The sequence below is a fragment of the Escherichia sp. XD33 genome (assembly GCF_019375075.1).
Classification (GTDB): domain Bacteria; phylum Pseudomonadota; class Gammaproteobacteria; order Enterobacterales; family Enterobacteriaceae; genus Enterobacter; species Enterobacter flexneri_A.
Genome location: NZ_JAENDM010000017.1, coordinates 51,621 through 67,817 on the forward strand (window position 1 = coordinate 51,621; position 16,197 = coordinate 67,817).

Below are 16,197 nucleotides of genomic sequence, written 5' to 3' on the forward strand. Positions count from 1 at the left end.
TTTACAAAAAACACACTAAACTCTTCCTGTCTCCGATAAAAGATGATTAAATGAAAACTCATTTATTTTGCATAAAAATTCAGTGAGAGCGGAAATCCAGGCTCATCATCAGTTAATTAAGCAGGGTGTTATTTTATGACGACGATTCTCAAGCATCTCCCGGTAGGTCAACGTATTGGTATCGCTTTTTCTGGCGGTCTGGACACCAGTGCCGCACTGCTGTGGATGCGACAAAAGGGAGCGGTTCCTTATGCATATACTGCAAACCTGGGCCAGCCAGACGAAGAGGATTATGATGCGATCCCTCGTCGTGCCATGGAATACGGCGCGGAGAACGCACGTCTGATCGACTGCCGCAAACAACTGGTGGCCGAAGGTATTGCCGCTATTCAGTGTGGCGCATTTCATAACACCACCGGCGGCCTGACCTATTTCAACACGACGCCGCTGGGCCGCGCCGTGACTGGTACCATGCTGGTTGCTGCGATGAAAGAAGATGGCGTGAATATCTGGGGTGACGGTAGCACCTACAAAGGAAACGATATCGAACGTTTCTATCGTTATGGTCTGCTGACCAATGCTGAACTGCAGATTTACAAACCGTGGCTTGATACTGACTTTATTGATGAACTGGGCGGCCGTCATGAGATGTCTGAATTTATGATTGCCTGCGGTTTCGACTACAAAATGTCTGTCGAAAAAGCCTACTCCACAGACTCCAACATGCTTGGTGCAACGCATGAAGCGAAGGATCTGGAATACCTCAACTCCAGCGTCAAAATCGTCAACCCGATTATGGGCGTGAAATTCTGGGATGAGAGCGTGAAGATCCCGGCAGAAGAAGTCACAGTACGCTTTGAACAAGGTCATCCGGTGGCGCTGAACGGTAAAACCTTTAGCGACGACGTAGAAATGATGCTGGAAGCTAACCGCATCGGCGGTCGTCACGGCCTGGGCATGAGCGACCAGATTGAAAACCGTATCATCGAAGCGAAAAGCCGTGGTATTTACGAAGCTCCGGGGATGGCACTGCTGCACATTGCGTATGAACGCCTGTTGACCGGTATTCACAACGAAGACACCATTGAGCAGTATCACGCGCATGGTCGTCAGTTGGGCCGTCTGCTGTACCAGGGGCGTTGGTTTGACTCCCAGGCGCTGATGCTGCGTGACTCTCTGCAACGCTGGGTTGCCAGCCAGATCACTGGTGAAGTTACCCTGGAGCTGCGCCGTGGGAACGATTATTCAATCCTGAATACCGTCTCAGAGAACCTGACCTACAAGCCAGAGCGTCTGACGATGGAAAAAGGCGACTCGGTGTTCTCGCCAGATGATCGTATTGGTCAATTGACCATGCGTAACCTGGATATCACTGATACCCGCGAGAAACTTTTCGGTTATGCCAAAACTGGCCTGCTTTCCTCCTCTGCCGCTTCAGGCGTGCCGCAGGTGGAGAATCTGGAAAACAAAGGCCAGTAATTCGACATCAACCCTGCCCTTCAGGGGTGGGGTTACCTTGCTTATCCTCTGTAAACTCCTTTCTGAGCATCACATAATCGAAAACATCATGGTTTGCATCCACAACCCGTGAGTCTCCTTTATAGTGTGCAATCACTTCCTCAAGCGTTTGCGGCTGTTCCGGCTTTGTTACCCCCATCCACGCATTAATAAGGTAATTATTGTAAGCTGTCGAAAAGATGTTGTTTTCCGTTGTGCGATCCACGCCATCCCCAAGAACGGGGCTATACCAGATAAACATCGGGACATGATATGCCTGCTGGCTAGCCTCCCTGCCTCCATGAAAATAGACGTTCTTCTTCGTAGGGTCACGTTCCAGGCCGTGGTCGGCAAAATACATGACCGAGGCGCGGCGATCTTTTAATAATTCAAAAACCTGACCTAGCAAACTATCTGTGTAATGAATGGAGTTGTCATAGCAGGCATCCTGATCGTCCTGCGGTTGAAACACGGCGCTGGATTGCGGATAGGCGCTACAAGCCGGTTCATGGCTTCCATTTAAATGAAGAACAATCAGTTTCTTTTGCTGCGTATTTTGCTGTAATGCTTGCGATAAATGCGGCAACAACAATTCATCAAATCCTCTGACATAAACTGTTTCCATGGCGCGCATGGCGATACTGGTAACTGCTGTACCATTCTGCCGAAAAGCGGATTGCGAGCTTAGCCAGAAAGTCTGAAATCCTGCTTGATTAGCCATATTAATAATGTTGTCGGGGTAATTATGAATGTCATGACTCAAAACAGAATCAGCAGTTAAAGAAAGGGGAACCGACAGCGCAGTGTAAGGTGCGCCGCTTATTGCTTGATTAAACAGTTTGATCTGTTTTCTTTGTGCTTCAACTTGCGGTGTCGTAGAGCGTGTATATCCATACAAAGACATATTGTCGACACGTACAGACTCCCCCACAATCAACACGTAGGTATCAATACCTGTATCCCTGACTGATAATTGAAAATACGGCACCGTGTTTGCAATTGAGAGTAATCTTTGATGCTCTTTCGCTGCTAAAGCAAAATAGTTGAGATTGAAAAACGGCGTATAGGTAGCAAATCGCGACGCTAGTATATATGGACTGAACGCTTTTTTATTTTTTGCATCTTTATAAGCAAATTGACAAGCGGAAAATAAACTGCCCGAAATGACAATCAGCAATAATATTCCTGTCACTTTTTTTGTCGGCAAGGAAACATCATATTTTATTATTACTGCCAAAAAAAGAAGGGATAAAAAAGCAAAGGCACATAGATAAGGGATATACATCCCCAGCATTTTGACAACTTCATCCGGATCACTCTGGAGCACACTAATCGCAAATCCATCATTGAAAGTTGTACCAAAGGTACACCATGAATAGAGGCTAATACTCATGTCTGCCGCAGTCAGTAACACAAATGGTGCGGCAACAAGCAGGCGAAGCGGAAGGGATGATATACGTTTTACAACCAGGATGGTCAGAACGAAGAACAGCAAGCGCTGAACCATATGCGCTCCGGAAGAAGCGACTAAGTTCGTAATACCAAAAACAATAACACAAAGATACAACAACCAATGAGATTTAAAAGTTCTAGCAAATTTGTTGAATACTGTCATCCAGAAATCCAAGTTCACAACCAATATAAACAATTATCAACAATGTTTAATTTTATATCAGACATGTTTTTCAACTCTGATCCATATCAGAACGAAACACTGTTAGTTTTTTCTTTTTAAATGATGCGGCCATTGCGTTCTCAGTAATTAAATAACATTATCAATGCGTCTCTAAACATTACGCAGAACGTAGCCATCAGTCGTTATACTGACAGGAGCAGGATGGTTTATCGAGAAGTAAACATATCCGTATTCGTACCGGAACTGGAGTTGACACAATAAAGTGCCAATTATGTCAGTAGAAGGGAAAAATTTATAACTAAGGCGTACCGGCACCATCGTTTCAAGGTACCAGCTACGAGTAAAGCAACTGGACGAGATACAGATACCTGACAACCATTCCTCGGACCAGGACCAAAACGAAAAAAGACGCTTTTCAGCGTCTCTTTTCTGGAATTTGGTACCGAGGACGGGACTTGAACCCGTAAGCCCTATTGGGCACTACCACCTCAAGGTAGCGTGTCTACCAATTCCACCACCTCGGCACGGATACTACTTTTTAGTTCGGGATATCGCTGGTCGGCTTAGCCGGAGCAGCTGGCTGAGTTTGTTCGGTTTTCGCCGGTGCACTCAGATTTTCCCATTCGCTACCTTTATTGGTTTTGTTGCTATTGATGTTACCCAGCACCAGACTGATGATGAAGAATAACGTTGCCAGCAGCGCCGTCATGCGGGTCATGAAGTTACCAGAACCACTTGAACCAAACAGCGTAGCGGAAGCGCCTGCTCCGAAGGAGGCTCCCATATCAGCGCCTTTACCTTGCTGCAGCATGATCAGACCAACAAGGCCAATTGCCACAATAAGGAAAACTACTAAAAGAGCTTCATACATAATCAACCTGTTCCTTGCGGAGTTGCCGCGTACCAATGCTTCAACCAATAAAGCGGGAGTTTTTAATCTTTCCCACTGAAGCGGGTGTGAATACTAACCAAAGCGAATGACCTTCGCAAGGGCAATTTTATCGCATTGTATCAACTGCGGAAAAAAACAGCAAAACCGATGTGTTCGCTGAGAAAAAAGGCGACAATCGCCGCCTTTTTAGCCAGTTATCTAACGCTTTAAACGGCTTTTACTGCATCGGCGATGCGGTGTGCAAATTCAGTCACCTGCGCTTCGTCTTCGCCTTCCACCATCACGCGAATTAACGGTTCGGTGCCGGATTTACGCAGCAACACGCGTCCACGGTTGCCCAGCGCAGCTTCAACCTCTGCGGTCACGGCTTTAACTGACTCATGCTCAAGTGGATCGCCGCTACCTGCGGTGTAACGTACGTTAACCAGAATCTGCGGGAACATTTTCATGCCGCTGCAAAGGTCGTGCAGGCTCATATGGTTACGTGCCATCGCCGCCAGCACCTGTAAGCCAGCAACGATGCCGTCACCGGTAGTAGTTTTATCCAGCAGGATCACATGACCGGAATTCTCTGCACCGATACGCCAGCCTTTCTCCTGCATTTTTTCCAGTACGTAGCGGTCACCCACTTTCGCGCGCGCAAATGGAATTCCTAACTGTTTCAGCGCCAGTTCAAGCCCCATGTTGCTCATCAATGTACCCACAGCGCCACCACGCAGCTGGCCCTGACGAAGACCTTCACGCGCGATGATATACATGATCTGATCGCCATCGACTTTATTGCCTTCATGGTCAACCATAATCACGCGATCGCCATCGCCGTCGAAGGCAATACCGAGATCCGCTTTTTCAGCCAGCACACGAGCCTGGAGCGCGCGAACGTCGGTAGCCCCCACTTCGGCATTGATGTTTACACCGTTTGGCTCACAACCGATAGCGATAACGTTCGCCCCCAGTTCGCGCAGCACGTTCGGCGCGATGTGATAAGTCGCACCGTTTGCACAATCCACCACAATCTTCAGTTCACTGAGGCTAAGTTCGTTCGGGAACGTGGCTTTGCAAAACTCGATATAGCGACCCGCGGCATCAACGATACGGCTGGCTTTACCCAGTTCTGCCGAATCAACGCAGCTGATCTCCTTTTCCATTTCCGCTTCGATGGCCTCTTCTACCGCATCCGGCAGTTTGGTGCCGTCGATAGAGAAGAATTTAATGCCATTATCGTAGAACGGGTTATGCGATGCAGATATCACAATTCCGGCCTCTGCGCGGAAGGTACGCGTCAGATAAGCCACGGCCGGTGTTGGCATCGGGCCAGTGAAGAGTGCGGAAAGGCCCGCTGCCGCCAGACCCGCTTCCAGTGCTGACTCCAGCATATAGCCAGAAATACGCGTGTCTTTACCAATAATAATCTTACGGGAGCCGTGGCGCGCCAGCACTTTACCCGCGGCCCAACCCAGCTTAAGCACAAAATCAGGTGTGATCGGCGCATCCCCTACACGACCACGAATCCCATCGGTACCGAAATATTTACGATTACTCATAGCGTTTGTTTTCCTTTGCAGACAGAGTGGCTTCCACCACCCGCATCGCTTCTACGGTTTCTTTGACGTCATGAACACGAATGATGTGCGCGCCTTGCATTGCGGCAATGACCGCACAGGCCAGACTACCGCTCAGGCGCTCGGACGGCCCCACGTTCAGCAGCTGCCCAATCATCGATTTTCGTGACATACCCACCAACAGCGGCAGGTTGAAATGGTGAAATTCAGCCAGGCGCGCCAGTAATGAATAGTTATGGGAGAGATTTTTACCGAAACCGAATCCGGGGTCGAGCAACAATTTCTCTTTTGCGATACCCGCCTGCTCGCAACGTGCTATTTGCTCAATAAAGTAGCGATTCACTTCTGCAAAGACATCGTCATACTTCGGAGCTTCCTGCATGGTTTTTGGATTTCCCTGCATATGCATCAGACAAACCGGTAAACCGGTTTCTGCAGCCGCCTCCAGAGCGCCAGGTTCGGAAAGGGAGCGGATATCATTAATAATGTGAGCGCCAACTTTCGCTGACTCACGGATGACTTCTGGTTTGGATGTATCGACTGAGATCCAGACTTCGAAGCGTTGAGCAATTGCCTCAACCACAGGAATAACACGTTGCAACTCTTCTTCAACGCTAACTTCCGCCGCCCCTGGGCGCGTGGACTCGCCACCAACGTCAATGATCGTCGCGCCAGCGTTGATCATCAGATTCGCATGTTTCACCGCATCTATCAGCGAGTTATGCGTGCCACCATCCGAAAAGGAATCAGGCGTGACGTTGAGGATCCCCATTACGTGAGGATGGCTAAGGTCCAGTGAAGTACCCTGGGCAAAGAGTTTCATGATGTTATCCCTGGTATGAATTGATAAGAAAAAACCCCGGAGCACGCCCCGGGGTTTTCGGTACAAATACAGTCATCTGATGCGGGAACTTACTTGTCGCCTAACTGCTCTGACATGGTGTTACCCGGGTTCGGCGTACGCGGTTCATCAACCGGACGAGGAGCCTTTGGACTACCATTGTCGCCAGAATTGTTAGAAGCGCCTGGTTCTTCCCAGCCCGCTGGCGGACGTACATCGCGACGTGCCATCAGGTCATCAATCTGCGGTGCGTCGATAGTCTCATATTTCATGAGAGCATCTTTCATCGCATGCAGAATATCCATATTGTCGGTCAGAAGCTGACGCGCACGATTATAGTTACGCTCAATCAGTGCTTTCACTTCCTGGTCGATGATACGTGCAGTTTCATCGGACATATGTTTCGCTTTCGCTACGCTACGGCCGAGGAACACTTCACCTTCTTCTTCCGCGTACAGCAGTGGACCCAATTTCTCAGAGAAGCCCCACTGAGTCACCATGTTACGTGCCAGGTTGGTCGCAACTTTAATATCGTTGGACGCACCGGTAGATACATGTTCCGGCCCGTAGATGATCTCTTCTGCCAGACGACCACCGTACAGCGTAGAAATCTGGCTTTCCAGTTTCTGACGGCTGGCGCTGATTGCGTCGCCCTCAGGCAAGAAGAAAGTCACACCCAGCGCACGACCGCGTGGGATAATCGTCACTTTGTGCACCGGATCGTGTTCCGGCACCAGGCGACCGATAATCGCATGACCCGCTTCGTGGTAAGCCGTCGATTCTTTCTGCGCTTCCGTCATCACCATGGAGCGACGTTCCGCACCCATCATGATTTTGTCTTTCGCTTTCTCGAACTCAACCATCGACACAACGCGTTTGTTGCCACGAGCAGCGAACAGTGCCGCTTCGTTCACCAGGTTCGCCAGGTCAGCACCGGAGAAACCAGGAGTACCACGGGCAATGATTGCCGCGTCGATATCGGGTGCCAATGGTACGCGACGCATGTGAACTTTCAGGATCTGCTCACGACCGCGAACATCTGGCAAGCCGACCACAACCTGACGGTCGAAACGGCCAGGACGCAGCAGGGCCGGGTCGAGAACGTCCGGACGGTTAGTCGCGGCGATAACGATGATACCTTCGTTACCTTCGAAGCCATCCATCTCAACCAGCATCTGGTTCAGAGTCTGTTCACGTTCATCGTGACCACCGCCCAGACCAGCGCCACGCTGGCGGCCTACGGCGTCGATTTCATCGATAAAGATGATGCACGGTGCCGCTTTCTTCGCCTGTTCGAACATGTCACGAACACGGGATGCACCCACACCGACGAACATTTCTACGAAGTCAGAACCGGAGATAGTAAAGAACGGAACTTTCGCTTCGCCTGCAATCGCTTTCGCCAGCAGCGTTTTACCGGTACCCGGAGGACCGACCATCAAGACGCCTTTCGGGATCTTACCGCCGAGTTTCTGGAAGCGGCTCGGCTCGCGCAGATACTCAACCAGTTCAGCAACTTCTTCTTTTGCTTCGTCGCAGCCCGCAACGTCAGCAAAGGTCGTTTTGATCTGATCTTCCGTCAGCATGCGCGCTTTGCTCTTACCAAACGACATGGCACCTTTGCCACCGCCGCCCTGCATTTGACGCATGAAGAAGATCCAGACACCAATCAGCAACAGCATCGGGAACCAGGAGATGAAGATAGAAGCCAGCAGGCTTGGTTCTTCAGGCGGTTCACCGACAACCTTGACGTTCTTGGTCAACAGGTTATCCAGTAATTTCGGATCCTGAACCGGAATGTAAGTGGTATAACGGTTACTATCTTTCTTGGTAACGTTGATTTCACGTCCGTTGATACGCGCTTCACGAACCTGGTCGTTATTGACCTCTTGTAGGAAGGTAGAGTAATCCACCTTACGGCCATTAGACTCGCTGGGCCCAAAGCTCTGGAATACTGACATCAGCACAACGGCAATGACCAGCCAGAGTATTAGGTTTTTCGCCATGTCACTCAAGGGATTAACCTCTTATTACAACTGTGTTAAAAACAGCGTCAGGATACTCTATATCCAGCATCTTTCAAACTTTCGTCTGAAATCTCCCGGTTAGGGTTTACGCCCGGTCGCTACAATATACACTTCCCGCGAACGTGCACGAGAAGAGTCCGGCTTACGAACTTTGACCTTCGTAAACAGGGAGCGAATTTCCCTTAGATACTCATCGAAACCTTCGCCCTGGAACACCTTCACTACAAAACTGCCACCTGGCGCTAATACATCACGACACATTTCTAGCGCCAGTTCCACCAGATACATGGCACGGGGGATATCCACCGCCGGTGTTCCGCTCATGTTTGGTGCCATATCGGACATGACAACCTGGACTTTGCTGTCGCCAACGCGCTCCAGCAGTGCTTTCATCACCAGTTCATCACGAAAATCGCCCTGAAGAAAGTCCACACCAACGATAGGATCCATAGGTAAAAGATCGCAAGCGATGATGCGGCCTTTGCCGCCAATTTGGGTGACCACATATTGTGACCAACCACCCGGAGCAGCACCAAGGTCGACAACCGTCATTCCCGGTTTAAAGAGTTTGTCACTTTGCTGTATTTCATCAAGTTTAAACCAGGCACGGGAACGTAACCCCTTTTTCTGTGCCTGTTGAACATATTTATCGCTAAAGTGTTCCTGAAGCCAGCGGCTGGAGCTGGCAGAACGCTTCTTACCTGTCATTTAACTTTCCCATGGGGATAACTCATCGTAACCAATTGCGTAAATTTTTACGCGCCTATTTGGTGATATATGGGAGATGGCGGTAGAATGACCCGTTTTCAATCCCAACGTAAGCAAAAAATACGATGAATCTGAGTACTAAACAAAAACAGCACCTGAAAGGTCTGGCACATCCGCTCAAGCCAGTTGTTCTGCTTGGCAGTAATGGTTTGACCGAAGGGGTGCTGGCCGAGATTGAACAAGCGTTAGAGCACCATGAACTCATCAAGGTGAAAATCGCCACCGAAGATCGCGAAACTAAAACCTTGATCGTGGAAGCTATCGTGCGCGAAACCGGCGCCTGTAATGTACAGGTCATCGGTAAAACGCTGGTGCTTTATCGCCCAACTAAAGAACGTAAAATCTCGCTGCCACGCTAAGATTATCCTAAAGTTACACACATTTGCTGTGTAAAACGAGGGGTTTTCCGCAGGCAGGAGAGCAAAATGCCACGCTCTGTTCGTTGATAAAAGGCCGCATAGCGGCCTTTTTCCTTTCTTTACAATACATCAACATCTTGAGTATTGGGTAATTCTTACAGGTATTCCACCTTAATTACTTCAAATTCTACTTCGCCGCCCGGCGTTTTGATGACCACAACATCATCTTCTTCTTTGCCGATCAGGCCACGAGCAATAGGCGAGTTTACAGAAATCAGGTTTTGTTTAAAGTCAGCTTCGTCATCGCCAACGATGCGATAAGTCTGTTCTTCGTCAGAATCCAGATTCAGCACCGTTACGGTAGCACCAAAAATAACGCGCCCATTGTTGGGCATTTTGGTGACATCAATCACCTGCGCGTTCGACAGCTTGGCTTCGATGTCTTTAATACGGCCTTCGCAGAAACCCTGCTGTTCACGAGCTGCGTGGTATTCGGCGTTTTCTTTCAGGTCGCCATGCTCACGCGCTTCCGCGATAGCAGCAATGATTTCAGGACGGCGCACAGATTTCAGAAAATCCAGCTCTTCGCGTAATTTTTCAGCGCCGCGTAAGGTCATCGGAATAGCTTGCATTTGTTATACCTCTTGAATATTCCTGATAGGGCAAGTCTTCACCCACCCCGGCTGTTCGGCCTGCCCGGCATAACTCCTTACCGGGACCAGAAGCAAAAAAATACCGACCCGGGTACAAGTCCCAGGTCAGCTACAATTCACATTTTGATAGTCATTTTACCCTGAAGTTCCCGAAGGGTCATCGTTTACTTTATAGGGCGTTGCGCCGTAGTATGACGGCTCGATTCCAGGTTGTTAGCGCGAGATTATGCGATTTTCCAGATTTATCATCGGATTGACCAGCTGTATAGCGTTCAGTGTTCAGGCCGCAAATGTTGATGAGTACATTACTCAACTCCCCGCTGGTGCCAACCTTGCCCTGATGGTGCAAAAAGTCGGCGCGTCGGCCCCCGCTATTGATTACCACAGTCAGCAGATGGCGCTGCCTGCCAGTACCCAGAAAGTGATTACTGCGCTGGCGGCGTTGATTCAACTCGGCCCCGATTTTCGTTTTACCACGACGCTTGAAACCAAAGGCAATGTGGAAAACGGCGTACTTAAGGGTGACTTAGTGGCGCGATTTGGTGCCGATCCGACGTTAAAACGTCAGGATATTCGCAATATGGTCGCGACTTTGAAAAAATCTGGCGTCAACCAAATCGATGGCAATGTGTTGATAGATACCTCCATTTTCGCCAGCCACGATAAAGCCCCCGGCTGGCCATGGAATGACATGACACAATGCTTTAGCGCTCCGCCTGCCGCCGCCATAGTTGACCGCAACTGTTTCTCCGTCTCGCTCTACAGTGCCCCAAAGCCTGGTGATATGGCTTTTATACGCGTGGCATCTTATTACCCCGTTACGATGTTCAGCCAGGTACGCACCCTCCCCCGTGGTTCTGCCGAAGCGCAATACTGCGAACTGGATGTGGTGCCAGGCGACCTGAACCGCTTTACGCTGACGGGATGCCTGCCACAACGTTCTGAGCCGCTCCCGTTGGCTTTTGCCGTGCAGGATGGAGCCAGCTATGCCGGTGCAATTCTGAAAGATGAGTTAAAACAGGCGGGTATCACCTGGAGCGGAACACTGCTGCGCCAGACTCAGGTTAACGAACCTGGAACGGTAGTTGCCAGTAAACAGTCGGCCCCGCTGCACGATCTGCTTAAGATTATGCTGAAAAAGTCGGACAACATGATCGCCGATACGGTTTTCCGCATGATAGGCCATGCGCGCTTCAATGTGCCTGGAACATGGCGGGCCGGGTCGGACGCCGTGCGTCAGATCCTGCGCCAGCAAGCCGGTGTCGATATTGGAAACACCATTATTGCCGATGGTTCAGGGCTTTCGCGGCATAACCTGATTGCCCCCGCCACCATGATGCAGGTGCTGCAATACATTGCCCAACACGACAATGAACTTAACTTTATCTCCATGCTGCCGCTGGCGGGCTATGACGGCTCTTTGCAGTACCGTGCAGGTCTGCATCAGGCGGGCGTGGATGGAAAAGTCTCAGCGAAAACCGGTTCGTTGCAGGGGGTATATAACCTGGCGGGATTCATTACCACAGCGAGCGGGCAACGAATGGCGTTTGTGCAATATCTTTCTGGCTATGCAGTAGAACCTGCGGATCAGCGTAATCGCCGTATTCCGTTAGTGCGTTTTGAAAGCCGTTTGTATAAAGATATTTATCAGAACAATTAGTCAAAAAGAAACCCCGGCACATGGCCGGGGCTTCAGATTATTGACAAAGTGCGCTTTGTTTATGCCGGATGCGGCGTAAACGCCTTATCCGGCCTACAAAATCGTGCAAATTCAACATATTGCAATTCTCTTGTAGGCCTGATAAGCGTAGCGCATCAGGCTGATTTGGCGTTTATCATCAGTGATTAACGCTTGTAAATGAACTCAACGCCTTCTTCGTCGTCTTCGTCCCAGTCGTCATCCCAGTCTTCATCATCCTCTTCAGCAATCTCTTCAAGCTGCTGGCGATGATAATCATCCCACATGAATTCGACTTTCTCTGGCTGTTTCGCTTCTTCAGCCTGCACGACCGGGTTTTCAATGATAAAGGTCATCACATCCCAGCAGAGATCTTTCACGCCCAGTCCACTCGCCGCAGAGATCAGATAATATTTATCTTCCCAGCCCAGCGCCTCAGCGATCGCTTTCGCTTTCTCTTCGGCTTCTACCTTATCCAGCAGATCGATCTTGTTGAACACTAACCAACGCGGTTTCGCCGCCAGATCCTGGCTGTATTTTTCCAGCTCGCTGATAATAATACGCGCGTTTTCAACCGGATCGGTGCCGTCAATCGGATCGATATCGATGAGGTGCAACAGGACGCGGCAACGTTCCAGGTGCTTCAGGAAGCGAATGCCCAGACCTGCGCCTTCCGCAGCGCCTTCAATCAGTCCTGGAATATCGGCAACAACGAAGCTCTTTTCGTTGTCCATTCGTACCACACCCAGACTTGGCACCAGAGTGGTAAACGGATAATCCGCCACTTTCGGTTTAGCCGCCGATACCGCACGAATAAAGGTCGATTTACCCGCGTTTGGCATCCCCAACATACCGACGTCAGCCAGCAGCATCAGCTCCAGCAGCAGCTCGCGCTTATCGCCCGGCGTGCCGTTGGTTTTCTGCCGCGGTGTACGGTTAACGGACGATTTGAAACGGGTATTGCCCAGACCGTGCCAGCCGCCCTTAGCAACCAGCAGACGCTGACCGTGTTTGGTCATATCGCCCATGGTTTCACCAGTACCCTGGTCGATTACACGCGTACCTACCGGCACTTTAATTGTGACGTCTTTACCGCGCTTACCGGTACAGTCGCGGCTTGCGCCGTTCTGACCGCGCTCTGCACGGAAAGATTTTTCAAAACGATAATCGATAAGCGTGTTCAGGTTCTCATCGGCTTCCATCCATACGTCACCACCATCACCGCCGTCGCCGCCATCCGGGCCGCCTTTCGGAATATACTTTTCGCGGCGGAAGCTCACGCAACCATTACCGCCATCACCTGCAACGACCAGAATCGATGCTTCATCAACAAACTTCATTTTATTCTCCGTAAATCATTCGCCTGCGCGGGGTTGCGATACCACCGTTGTATGCTTACGTAATCCGCCCCAAATACGATGACCAATGGCGGAATACATCGCGCCCGCAACCACGACAAACGCACCGAGATAACCTAAAAGGTTTAACATCGGTCTGGCGAAGAAATCGGGCCAGGCCAGTGATAAAAGATCTGAAAAAAACAGCGTAAACAGTGGGGTGAGCGTGATGATCGCGCTCACCTGCGCTGCCTGCCAGCGAGCCATCGCTTCCGCCAGGGCGCCATATCCTACCAATGTATTCAGTCCGCAAAAAATTAAACATGCGAGCTGCCAGTGGCTAAGCTGCGCTATCACTCCAGGCTTTGCCAGAGGGAAGAGCGCAATTGTACATAAAGTGTACAGTAAAAACAGGATCTGCGGTGAGGCCAGCCGACGCAATAAAACCTTTTGCGCCACGCCATAACTCACCCAAACCGTCGCAGCACCGACCCCAAAGATAACTCCCCAGGTGTAATCGGTGAGCTTTGTAAATATCTCGACCAGACTGGTGTTAAAAAACATCACCAGGCCGCTCAGGAGCATCAATGCCCCTACAACCTGAGTGCTGCGCATTTTCTCTTTCAGGATAAATACGCTGGCAACCATCATGCCAACTGGCGAGAGTTGCCCAATCACCTGCGAAGCGGTCGGACTCAGGTATTGCAAGGATGAGCTGAACAGGATGAAGTTCCCAAACAGCCCGGCGGTCGCCACTGCCAACAAAATCAACCAGCGTGGCTTACGAAACACGCGTAATGGCGGCAACCTCTTCTTCACCGCAAGAATGGCACCCAGGCCAATACTCGCCATCAAGAAACGGTAAAACACGATTGTCGGAGGTTCCATCACCTCCAGCACCTGCTTCATTGCGATTGGCAACGCCCCCCAGCAAATTGCTGTGGTGAGCGCCAAAAGAATGCCAATGCCTGCCTGCTGCTTCATACCGTATTCCCTGCAAAGCGCATTTGCGGATTAACGTCGCACCATGCGCATTTTTACCGGTTATCGAATGTAAAAAGCCCCGCAACGTGTTGCGGGGCTTTCATCCGTTACCGGGACGCGAAAAACTTATTCAGCTTCGATGCTGATAAATTTACGGTTTTTCGGGCCTTTAACTTCGAATTTCACTTTACCGTCTGCTTTAGCAAACAGAGTGTGGTCACGACCGCAACCTACGTTAGCGCCAGCGTGGAATTTGGTACCACGTTGACGAACGATGATGCTACCCGCCAGAACGGATTCGCCACCGAAACGCTTAACGCCCAGGCGTTTAGCTTCTGAATCGCGACCGTTACGTGTGGAGCCGCCAGCCTTTTTATGTGCCATTTGAAATCTCTCCTCAGGTCTTAGGCGCTGATGCCAGTAATTTTCACATCAGTGAACCACTGACGATGGCCCTGCTGCTTACGATAGTGTTTACGACGACGAAACTTAACGATTTTAACTTTCTCGCCACGACCGTGAGCAACAACTTCAGCTTTGATTACGCCGCCATCAACGAAAGGAACGCCGATTTTGACTTCTTCACCGTTTGCGATCATCAGCACTTCAGCGAACTCAACAGTTTCGCCAGTTGCGATGTCCAGCTTTTCCAGGCGAACGGTCTGACCTTCGCTTACTCGGTGTTGTTTACCACCACTTTGGAAAACCGCGTACATATAAAACTCCGCTTCCGCGCACACCTTTTCAATGATTCAGAGTGCGCTATAAATATTCACAATAGGGCGCGAATATTACGCAAAACGCACGCCTTTGACAAGTGCTACAGTCAATACACGAAGAAAAAAAACACAACTTGTACGGTAACGTTTATCTGTGCCATTTTTTCAGTACAATCACCCTATATTCCTAACCATAAACCCTAAGTTGCCTTTGTTCACAGTAAGGTAATCGGGGCGAAAAGCCCGGCTTTTGCGATGAATTTAGAAAAAATCAATGAGTTAACCGCGCAAGATATGGCGGGTGTTAATGCGGCAATCCTTGAGCAGCTTAATTCCGACGTCCAACTGATCAATCAGTTAGGCTATTACATCGTCAGCGGCGGCGGTAAACGTATTCGTCCGATGATTGCTGTACTGGCTGCACGAGCTGTTGGCTATGAGGGAAATGCGCATGTCACCATTGCTGCCCTGATCGAGTTTATCCACACGGCGACTCTGCTGCACGACGACGTTGTGGATGAATCAGATATGCGCAGGGGTAAAGCTACCGCCAACGCCGCATTTGGCAATGCCGCCAGCGTGCTGGTAGGCGATTTTATTTATACCCGCGCTTTCCAGATGATGACCAGCCTCGGTTCACTCAAAGTGCTGGAAGTCATGTCAGAAGCCGTAAACGTCATCGCAGAAGGTGAAGTTCTGCAACTGATGAATGTTAACGATCCGGACATCACTGAAGAAAACTACATGCGCGTTATCTATAGCAAAACCGCGCGTCTGTTTGAGGCTGCCGCGCAGTGTTCCGGAATTCTGGCTGGCTGTACGCCGGAGGAGGAGAAAGGCCTGCAGGATTATGGGCGCTATCTCGGCACTGCTTTCCAGTTGATCGACGATTTACTCGATTACAATGCCGATGGCGAACAGTTAGGTAAAAACGTCGGCGACGATCTGAACGAAGGTAAACCGACGCTGCCGCTGCTGCATGCGATGCATCATGGCACACCAGAACAGGCACAGATGATCCGTACCGCCATCGAACAGGGTAACGGTCGCCATCTTCTGGAACCGGTTCTGGAAGCAATGAACGCTTGTGGATCTCTTGAATGGACGCGTCAGCGCGCCGAGGAAGAAGCAGACAAAGCCATCGCAGCGTTACAGGTGCTCCCGGACACCCCTTGGCGAGAAGCACTCATCGGCCTCGCGCACATCGCTGTTCAACGCGATCGTTAATCCCCTCCCCTCATCCC

15 protein-coding genes, 1 tRNA gene and 1 pseudogene are annotated in these 16,197 nt (G+C 50.3%); 5 read left to right on the forward strand and 12 right to left on the reverse strand.

Annotated features, from left to right (window positions below; genetic code table 11):
• The first annotated feature begins 135 nt into the window (after nt 1-135).
• Nucleotides 136-1,479: an argininosuccinate synthase gene (gene argG / locus K0778_RS12210; protein ID WP_000207680.1), complete on the forward strand. Its 1,344-nt coding sequence runs from the start codon at nt 136-138 to the stop codon at nt 1,477-1,479.
• Between the two features lie 7 nt (nt 1,480-1,486).
• Here the strand turns inward: argG and K0778_RS12215 are convergent, their stop codons facing one another.
• The 7 genes from K0778_RS12215 to rlmE all read right to left on the reverse strand — a co-directional run bounded on the left by K0778_RS12215 (nt 1,487) and on the right by rlmE (nt 9,163).
• Nucleotides 1,487-3,112 (reverse strand): phosphoethanolamine transferase, encoded by a 1,626-nt coding sequence (locus K0778_RS12215; protein WP_001333576.1) that lies wholly within the window; start codon nt 3,110-3,112, stop codon nt 1,487-1,489.
• A gap of 458 nt (nt 3,113-3,570) precedes the next feature.
• Nucleotides 3,571-3,657 (reverse strand) — tRNA-Leu (locus tag K0778_RS12220).
• Nucleotides 3,658-3,671: 14 nt separating this feature from the next.
• Nucleotides 3,672-4,004: a preprotein translocase subunit SecG gene (gene secG, locus K0778_RS12225; RefSeq protein WP_001295556.1), complete on the reverse strand. Its 333-nt coding sequence runs from the start codon at nt 4,002-4,004 to the stop codon at nt 3,672-3,674.
• A 227-nt stretch (nt 4,005-4,231) separates the two neighbouring features.
• On the reverse strand, nt 4,232-5,569 hold the full coding sequence (glmM, locus tag K0778_RS12230; RefSeq protein WP_000071134.1) for a phosphoglucosamine mutase: 1,338 nt from the start codon (nt 5,567-5,569) through the stop codon (nt 4,232-4,234).
• Nucleotides 5,562-6,410: a dihydropteroate synthase gene (gene folP, locus K0778_RS12235; RefSeq protein WP_000764731.1), complete on the reverse strand. Its 849-nt coding sequence runs from the start codon at nt 6,408-6,410 to the stop codon at nt 5,562-5,564. Before folP ends, glmM begins: the two co-directional genes overlap by 8 nt.
• Before the next feature lie 89 nt (nt 6,411-6,499).
• Nucleotides 6,500-8,434, reverse strand: coding sequence for an ATP-dependent zinc metalloprotease FtsH (gene ftsH, locus K0778_RS12240; protein WP_001107467.1), 1,935 nt, complete (start codon nt 8,432-8,434; stop codon nt 6,500-6,502).
• A gap of 99 nt (nt 8,435-8,533) precedes the next feature.
• Nucleotides 8,534-9,163 (reverse strand): 23S rRNA (uridine(2552)-2'-O)-methyltransferase RlmE, encoded by a 630-nt coding sequence (gene rlmE / locus K0778_RS12245; protein ID WP_000145975.1) that lies wholly within the window; start codon nt 9,161-9,163, stop codon nt 8,534-8,536.
• A 125-nt stretch (nt 9,164-9,288) separates the two neighbouring features.
• Between rlmE and yhbY the strand changes: the two genes are divergently transcribed.
• A complete protein-coding gene (gene yhbY / locus K0778_RS12250; protein ID WP_001054420.1) occupies nt 9,289-9,582 on the forward strand; it encodes a ribosome assembly RNA-binding protein YhbY in 294 nt (97 codons plus the stop codon).
• 155 nt (nt 9,583-9,737) lie between these two features.
• On the opposite strand, the gene greA is transcribed toward yhbY, so the two are convergent.
• A complete protein-coding gene (greA, locus tag K0778_RS12255; RefSeq protein WP_001148001.1) occupies nt 9,738-10,214 on the reverse strand; it encodes a transcription elongation factor GreA in 477 nt (158 codons plus the stop codon).
• Between the two features lie 247 nt (nt 10,215-10,461).
• Between greA and dacB the strand changes: the two genes are divergently transcribed.
• Both dacB and K0778_RS28325 read left to right on the forward strand, forming a co-directional pair.
• Nucleotides 10,462-11,895, forward strand: a complete 1,434-nt coding sequence (gene dacB, locus K0778_RS12260; RefSeq protein WP_001212619.1) for a serine-type D-Ala-D-Ala carboxypeptidase — start codon at nt 10,462-10,464, stop codon at nt 11,893-11,895.
• Nucleotides 11,896-11,958: 63 nt separating this feature from the next.
• A pseudogene (locus K0778_RS28325) lies at nt 11,959-12,057 on the forward strand (hypothetical protein); the annotation flags it as partial.
• 23 nt (nt 12,058-12,080) lie between these two features.
• Here the strand turns inward: K0778_RS28325 and cgtA are convergent.
• The 4 genes from cgtA to rplU all read right to left on the reverse strand — a co-directional run bounded on the left by cgtA (nt 12,081) and on the right by rplU (nt 14,950).
• A complete protein-coding gene (gene cgtA / locus K0778_RS12265; RefSeq protein WP_000673572.1) occupies nt 12,081-13,253 on the reverse strand; it encodes an Obg family GTPase CgtA in 1,173 nt (390 codons plus the stop codon).
• A gap of 15 nt (nt 13,254-13,268) precedes the next feature.
• Nucleotides 13,269-14,234 (reverse strand): DMT family transporter, encoded by a 966-nt coding sequence (locus tag K0778_RS12270; RefSeq protein WP_000813037.1) that lies wholly within the window; start codon nt 14,232-14,234, stop codon nt 13,269-13,271.
• 126 nt (nt 14,235-14,360) lie between these two features.
• Nucleotides 14,361-14,618 carry a 50S ribosomal protein L27 gene (rpmA, locus tag K0778_RS12275; RefSeq protein WP_000940595.1) on the reverse strand — a complete coding sequence of 86 codons (258 nt, stop codon included), beginning with the start codon at nt 14,616-14,618 and terminating at the stop codon, nt 14,361-14,363.
• Nucleotides 14,619-14,638: 20 nt separating this feature from the next.
• Complete coding sequence (gene rplU, locus K0778_RS12280; protein WP_000271401.1) at nt 14,639-14,950, reverse strand: 50S ribosomal protein L21; 312 nt, start codon at nt 14,948-14,950, stop codon at nt 14,639-14,641.
• Nucleotides 14,951-15,208: 258 nt separating this feature from the next.
• Between rplU and ispB the strand changes: the two genes are divergently transcribed.
• Nucleotides 15,209-16,180, forward strand: a complete 972-nt coding sequence (ispB, locus tag K0778_RS12285) for an octaprenyl diphosphate synthase (RefSeq protein WP_001047336.1) — start codon at nt 15,209-15,211, stop codon at nt 16,178-16,180.
• Nucleotides 16,181-16,197 lie beyond the last annotated feature (17 nt).

Bases quoted from the DNA above. Each gene is read 5' to 3' on its own strand.
- argG (WP_000207680.1), top strand. From the start codon at position 136: ATGACGACGATTCTCAAGCATCTCCCGGTAGGTCAACGTATTGGTATC.
- K0778_RS12215 (WP_001333576.1), bottom strand. From the start codon at position 3,112: ATGACAGTATTCAACAAATTTGCTAGAACTTTTAAATCTCATTGGTTG.
- secG (WP_001295556.1), bottom strand. From the start codon at position 4,004: ATGTATGAAGCTCTTTTAGTAGTTTTCCTTATTGTGGCAATTGGCCTT.
- glmM (WP_000071134.1), bottom strand. From the start codon at position 5,569: ATGAGTAATCGTAAATATTTCGGTACCGATGGGATTCGTGGTCGTGTA.
- folP (WP_000764731.1), bottom strand. From the start codon at position 6,410: ATGAAACTCTTTGCCCAGGGTACTTCACTGGACCTTAGCCATCCTCAC.
- ftsH (WP_001107467.1), bottom strand. From the start codon at position 8,434: ATGGCGAAAAACCTAATACTCTGGCTGGTCATTGCCGTTGTGCTGATG.
- rlmE (WP_000145975.1), bottom strand. From the start codon at position 9,163: ATGACAGGTAAGAAGCGTTCTGCCAGCTCCAGCCGCTGGCTTCAGGAA.
- yhbY (WP_001054420.1), top strand. From the start codon at position 9,289: ATGAATCTGAGTACTAAACAAAAACAGCACCTGAAAGGTCTGGCACAT.
- greA (WP_001148001.1), bottom strand. From the start codon at position 10,214: ATGCAAGCTATTCCGATGACCTTACGCGGCGCTGAAAAATTACGCGAA.
- dacB (WP_001212619.1), top strand. From the start codon at position 10,462: ATGCGATTTTCCAGATTTATCATCGGATTGACCAGCTGTATAGCGTTC.
- cgtA (WP_000673572.1), bottom strand. From the start codon at position 13,253: ATGAAGTTTGTTGATGAAGCATCGATTCTGGTCGTTGCAGGTGATGGC.
- K0778_RS12270 (WP_000813037.1), bottom strand. From the start codon at position 14,234: ATGAAGCAGCAGGCAGGCATTGGCATTCTTTTGGCGCTCACCACAGCA.
- rpmA (WP_000940595.1), bottom strand. From the start codon at position 14,618: ATGGCACATAAAAAGGCTGGCGGCTCCACACGTAACGGTCGCGATTCA.
- rplU (WP_000271401.1), bottom strand. From the start codon at position 14,950: ATGTACGCGGTTTTCCAAAGTGGTGGTAAACAACACCGAGTAAGCGAA.
- ispB (WP_001047336.1), top strand. From the start codon at position 15,209: ATGAATTTAGAAAAAATCAATGAGTTAACCGCGCAAGATATGGCGGGT.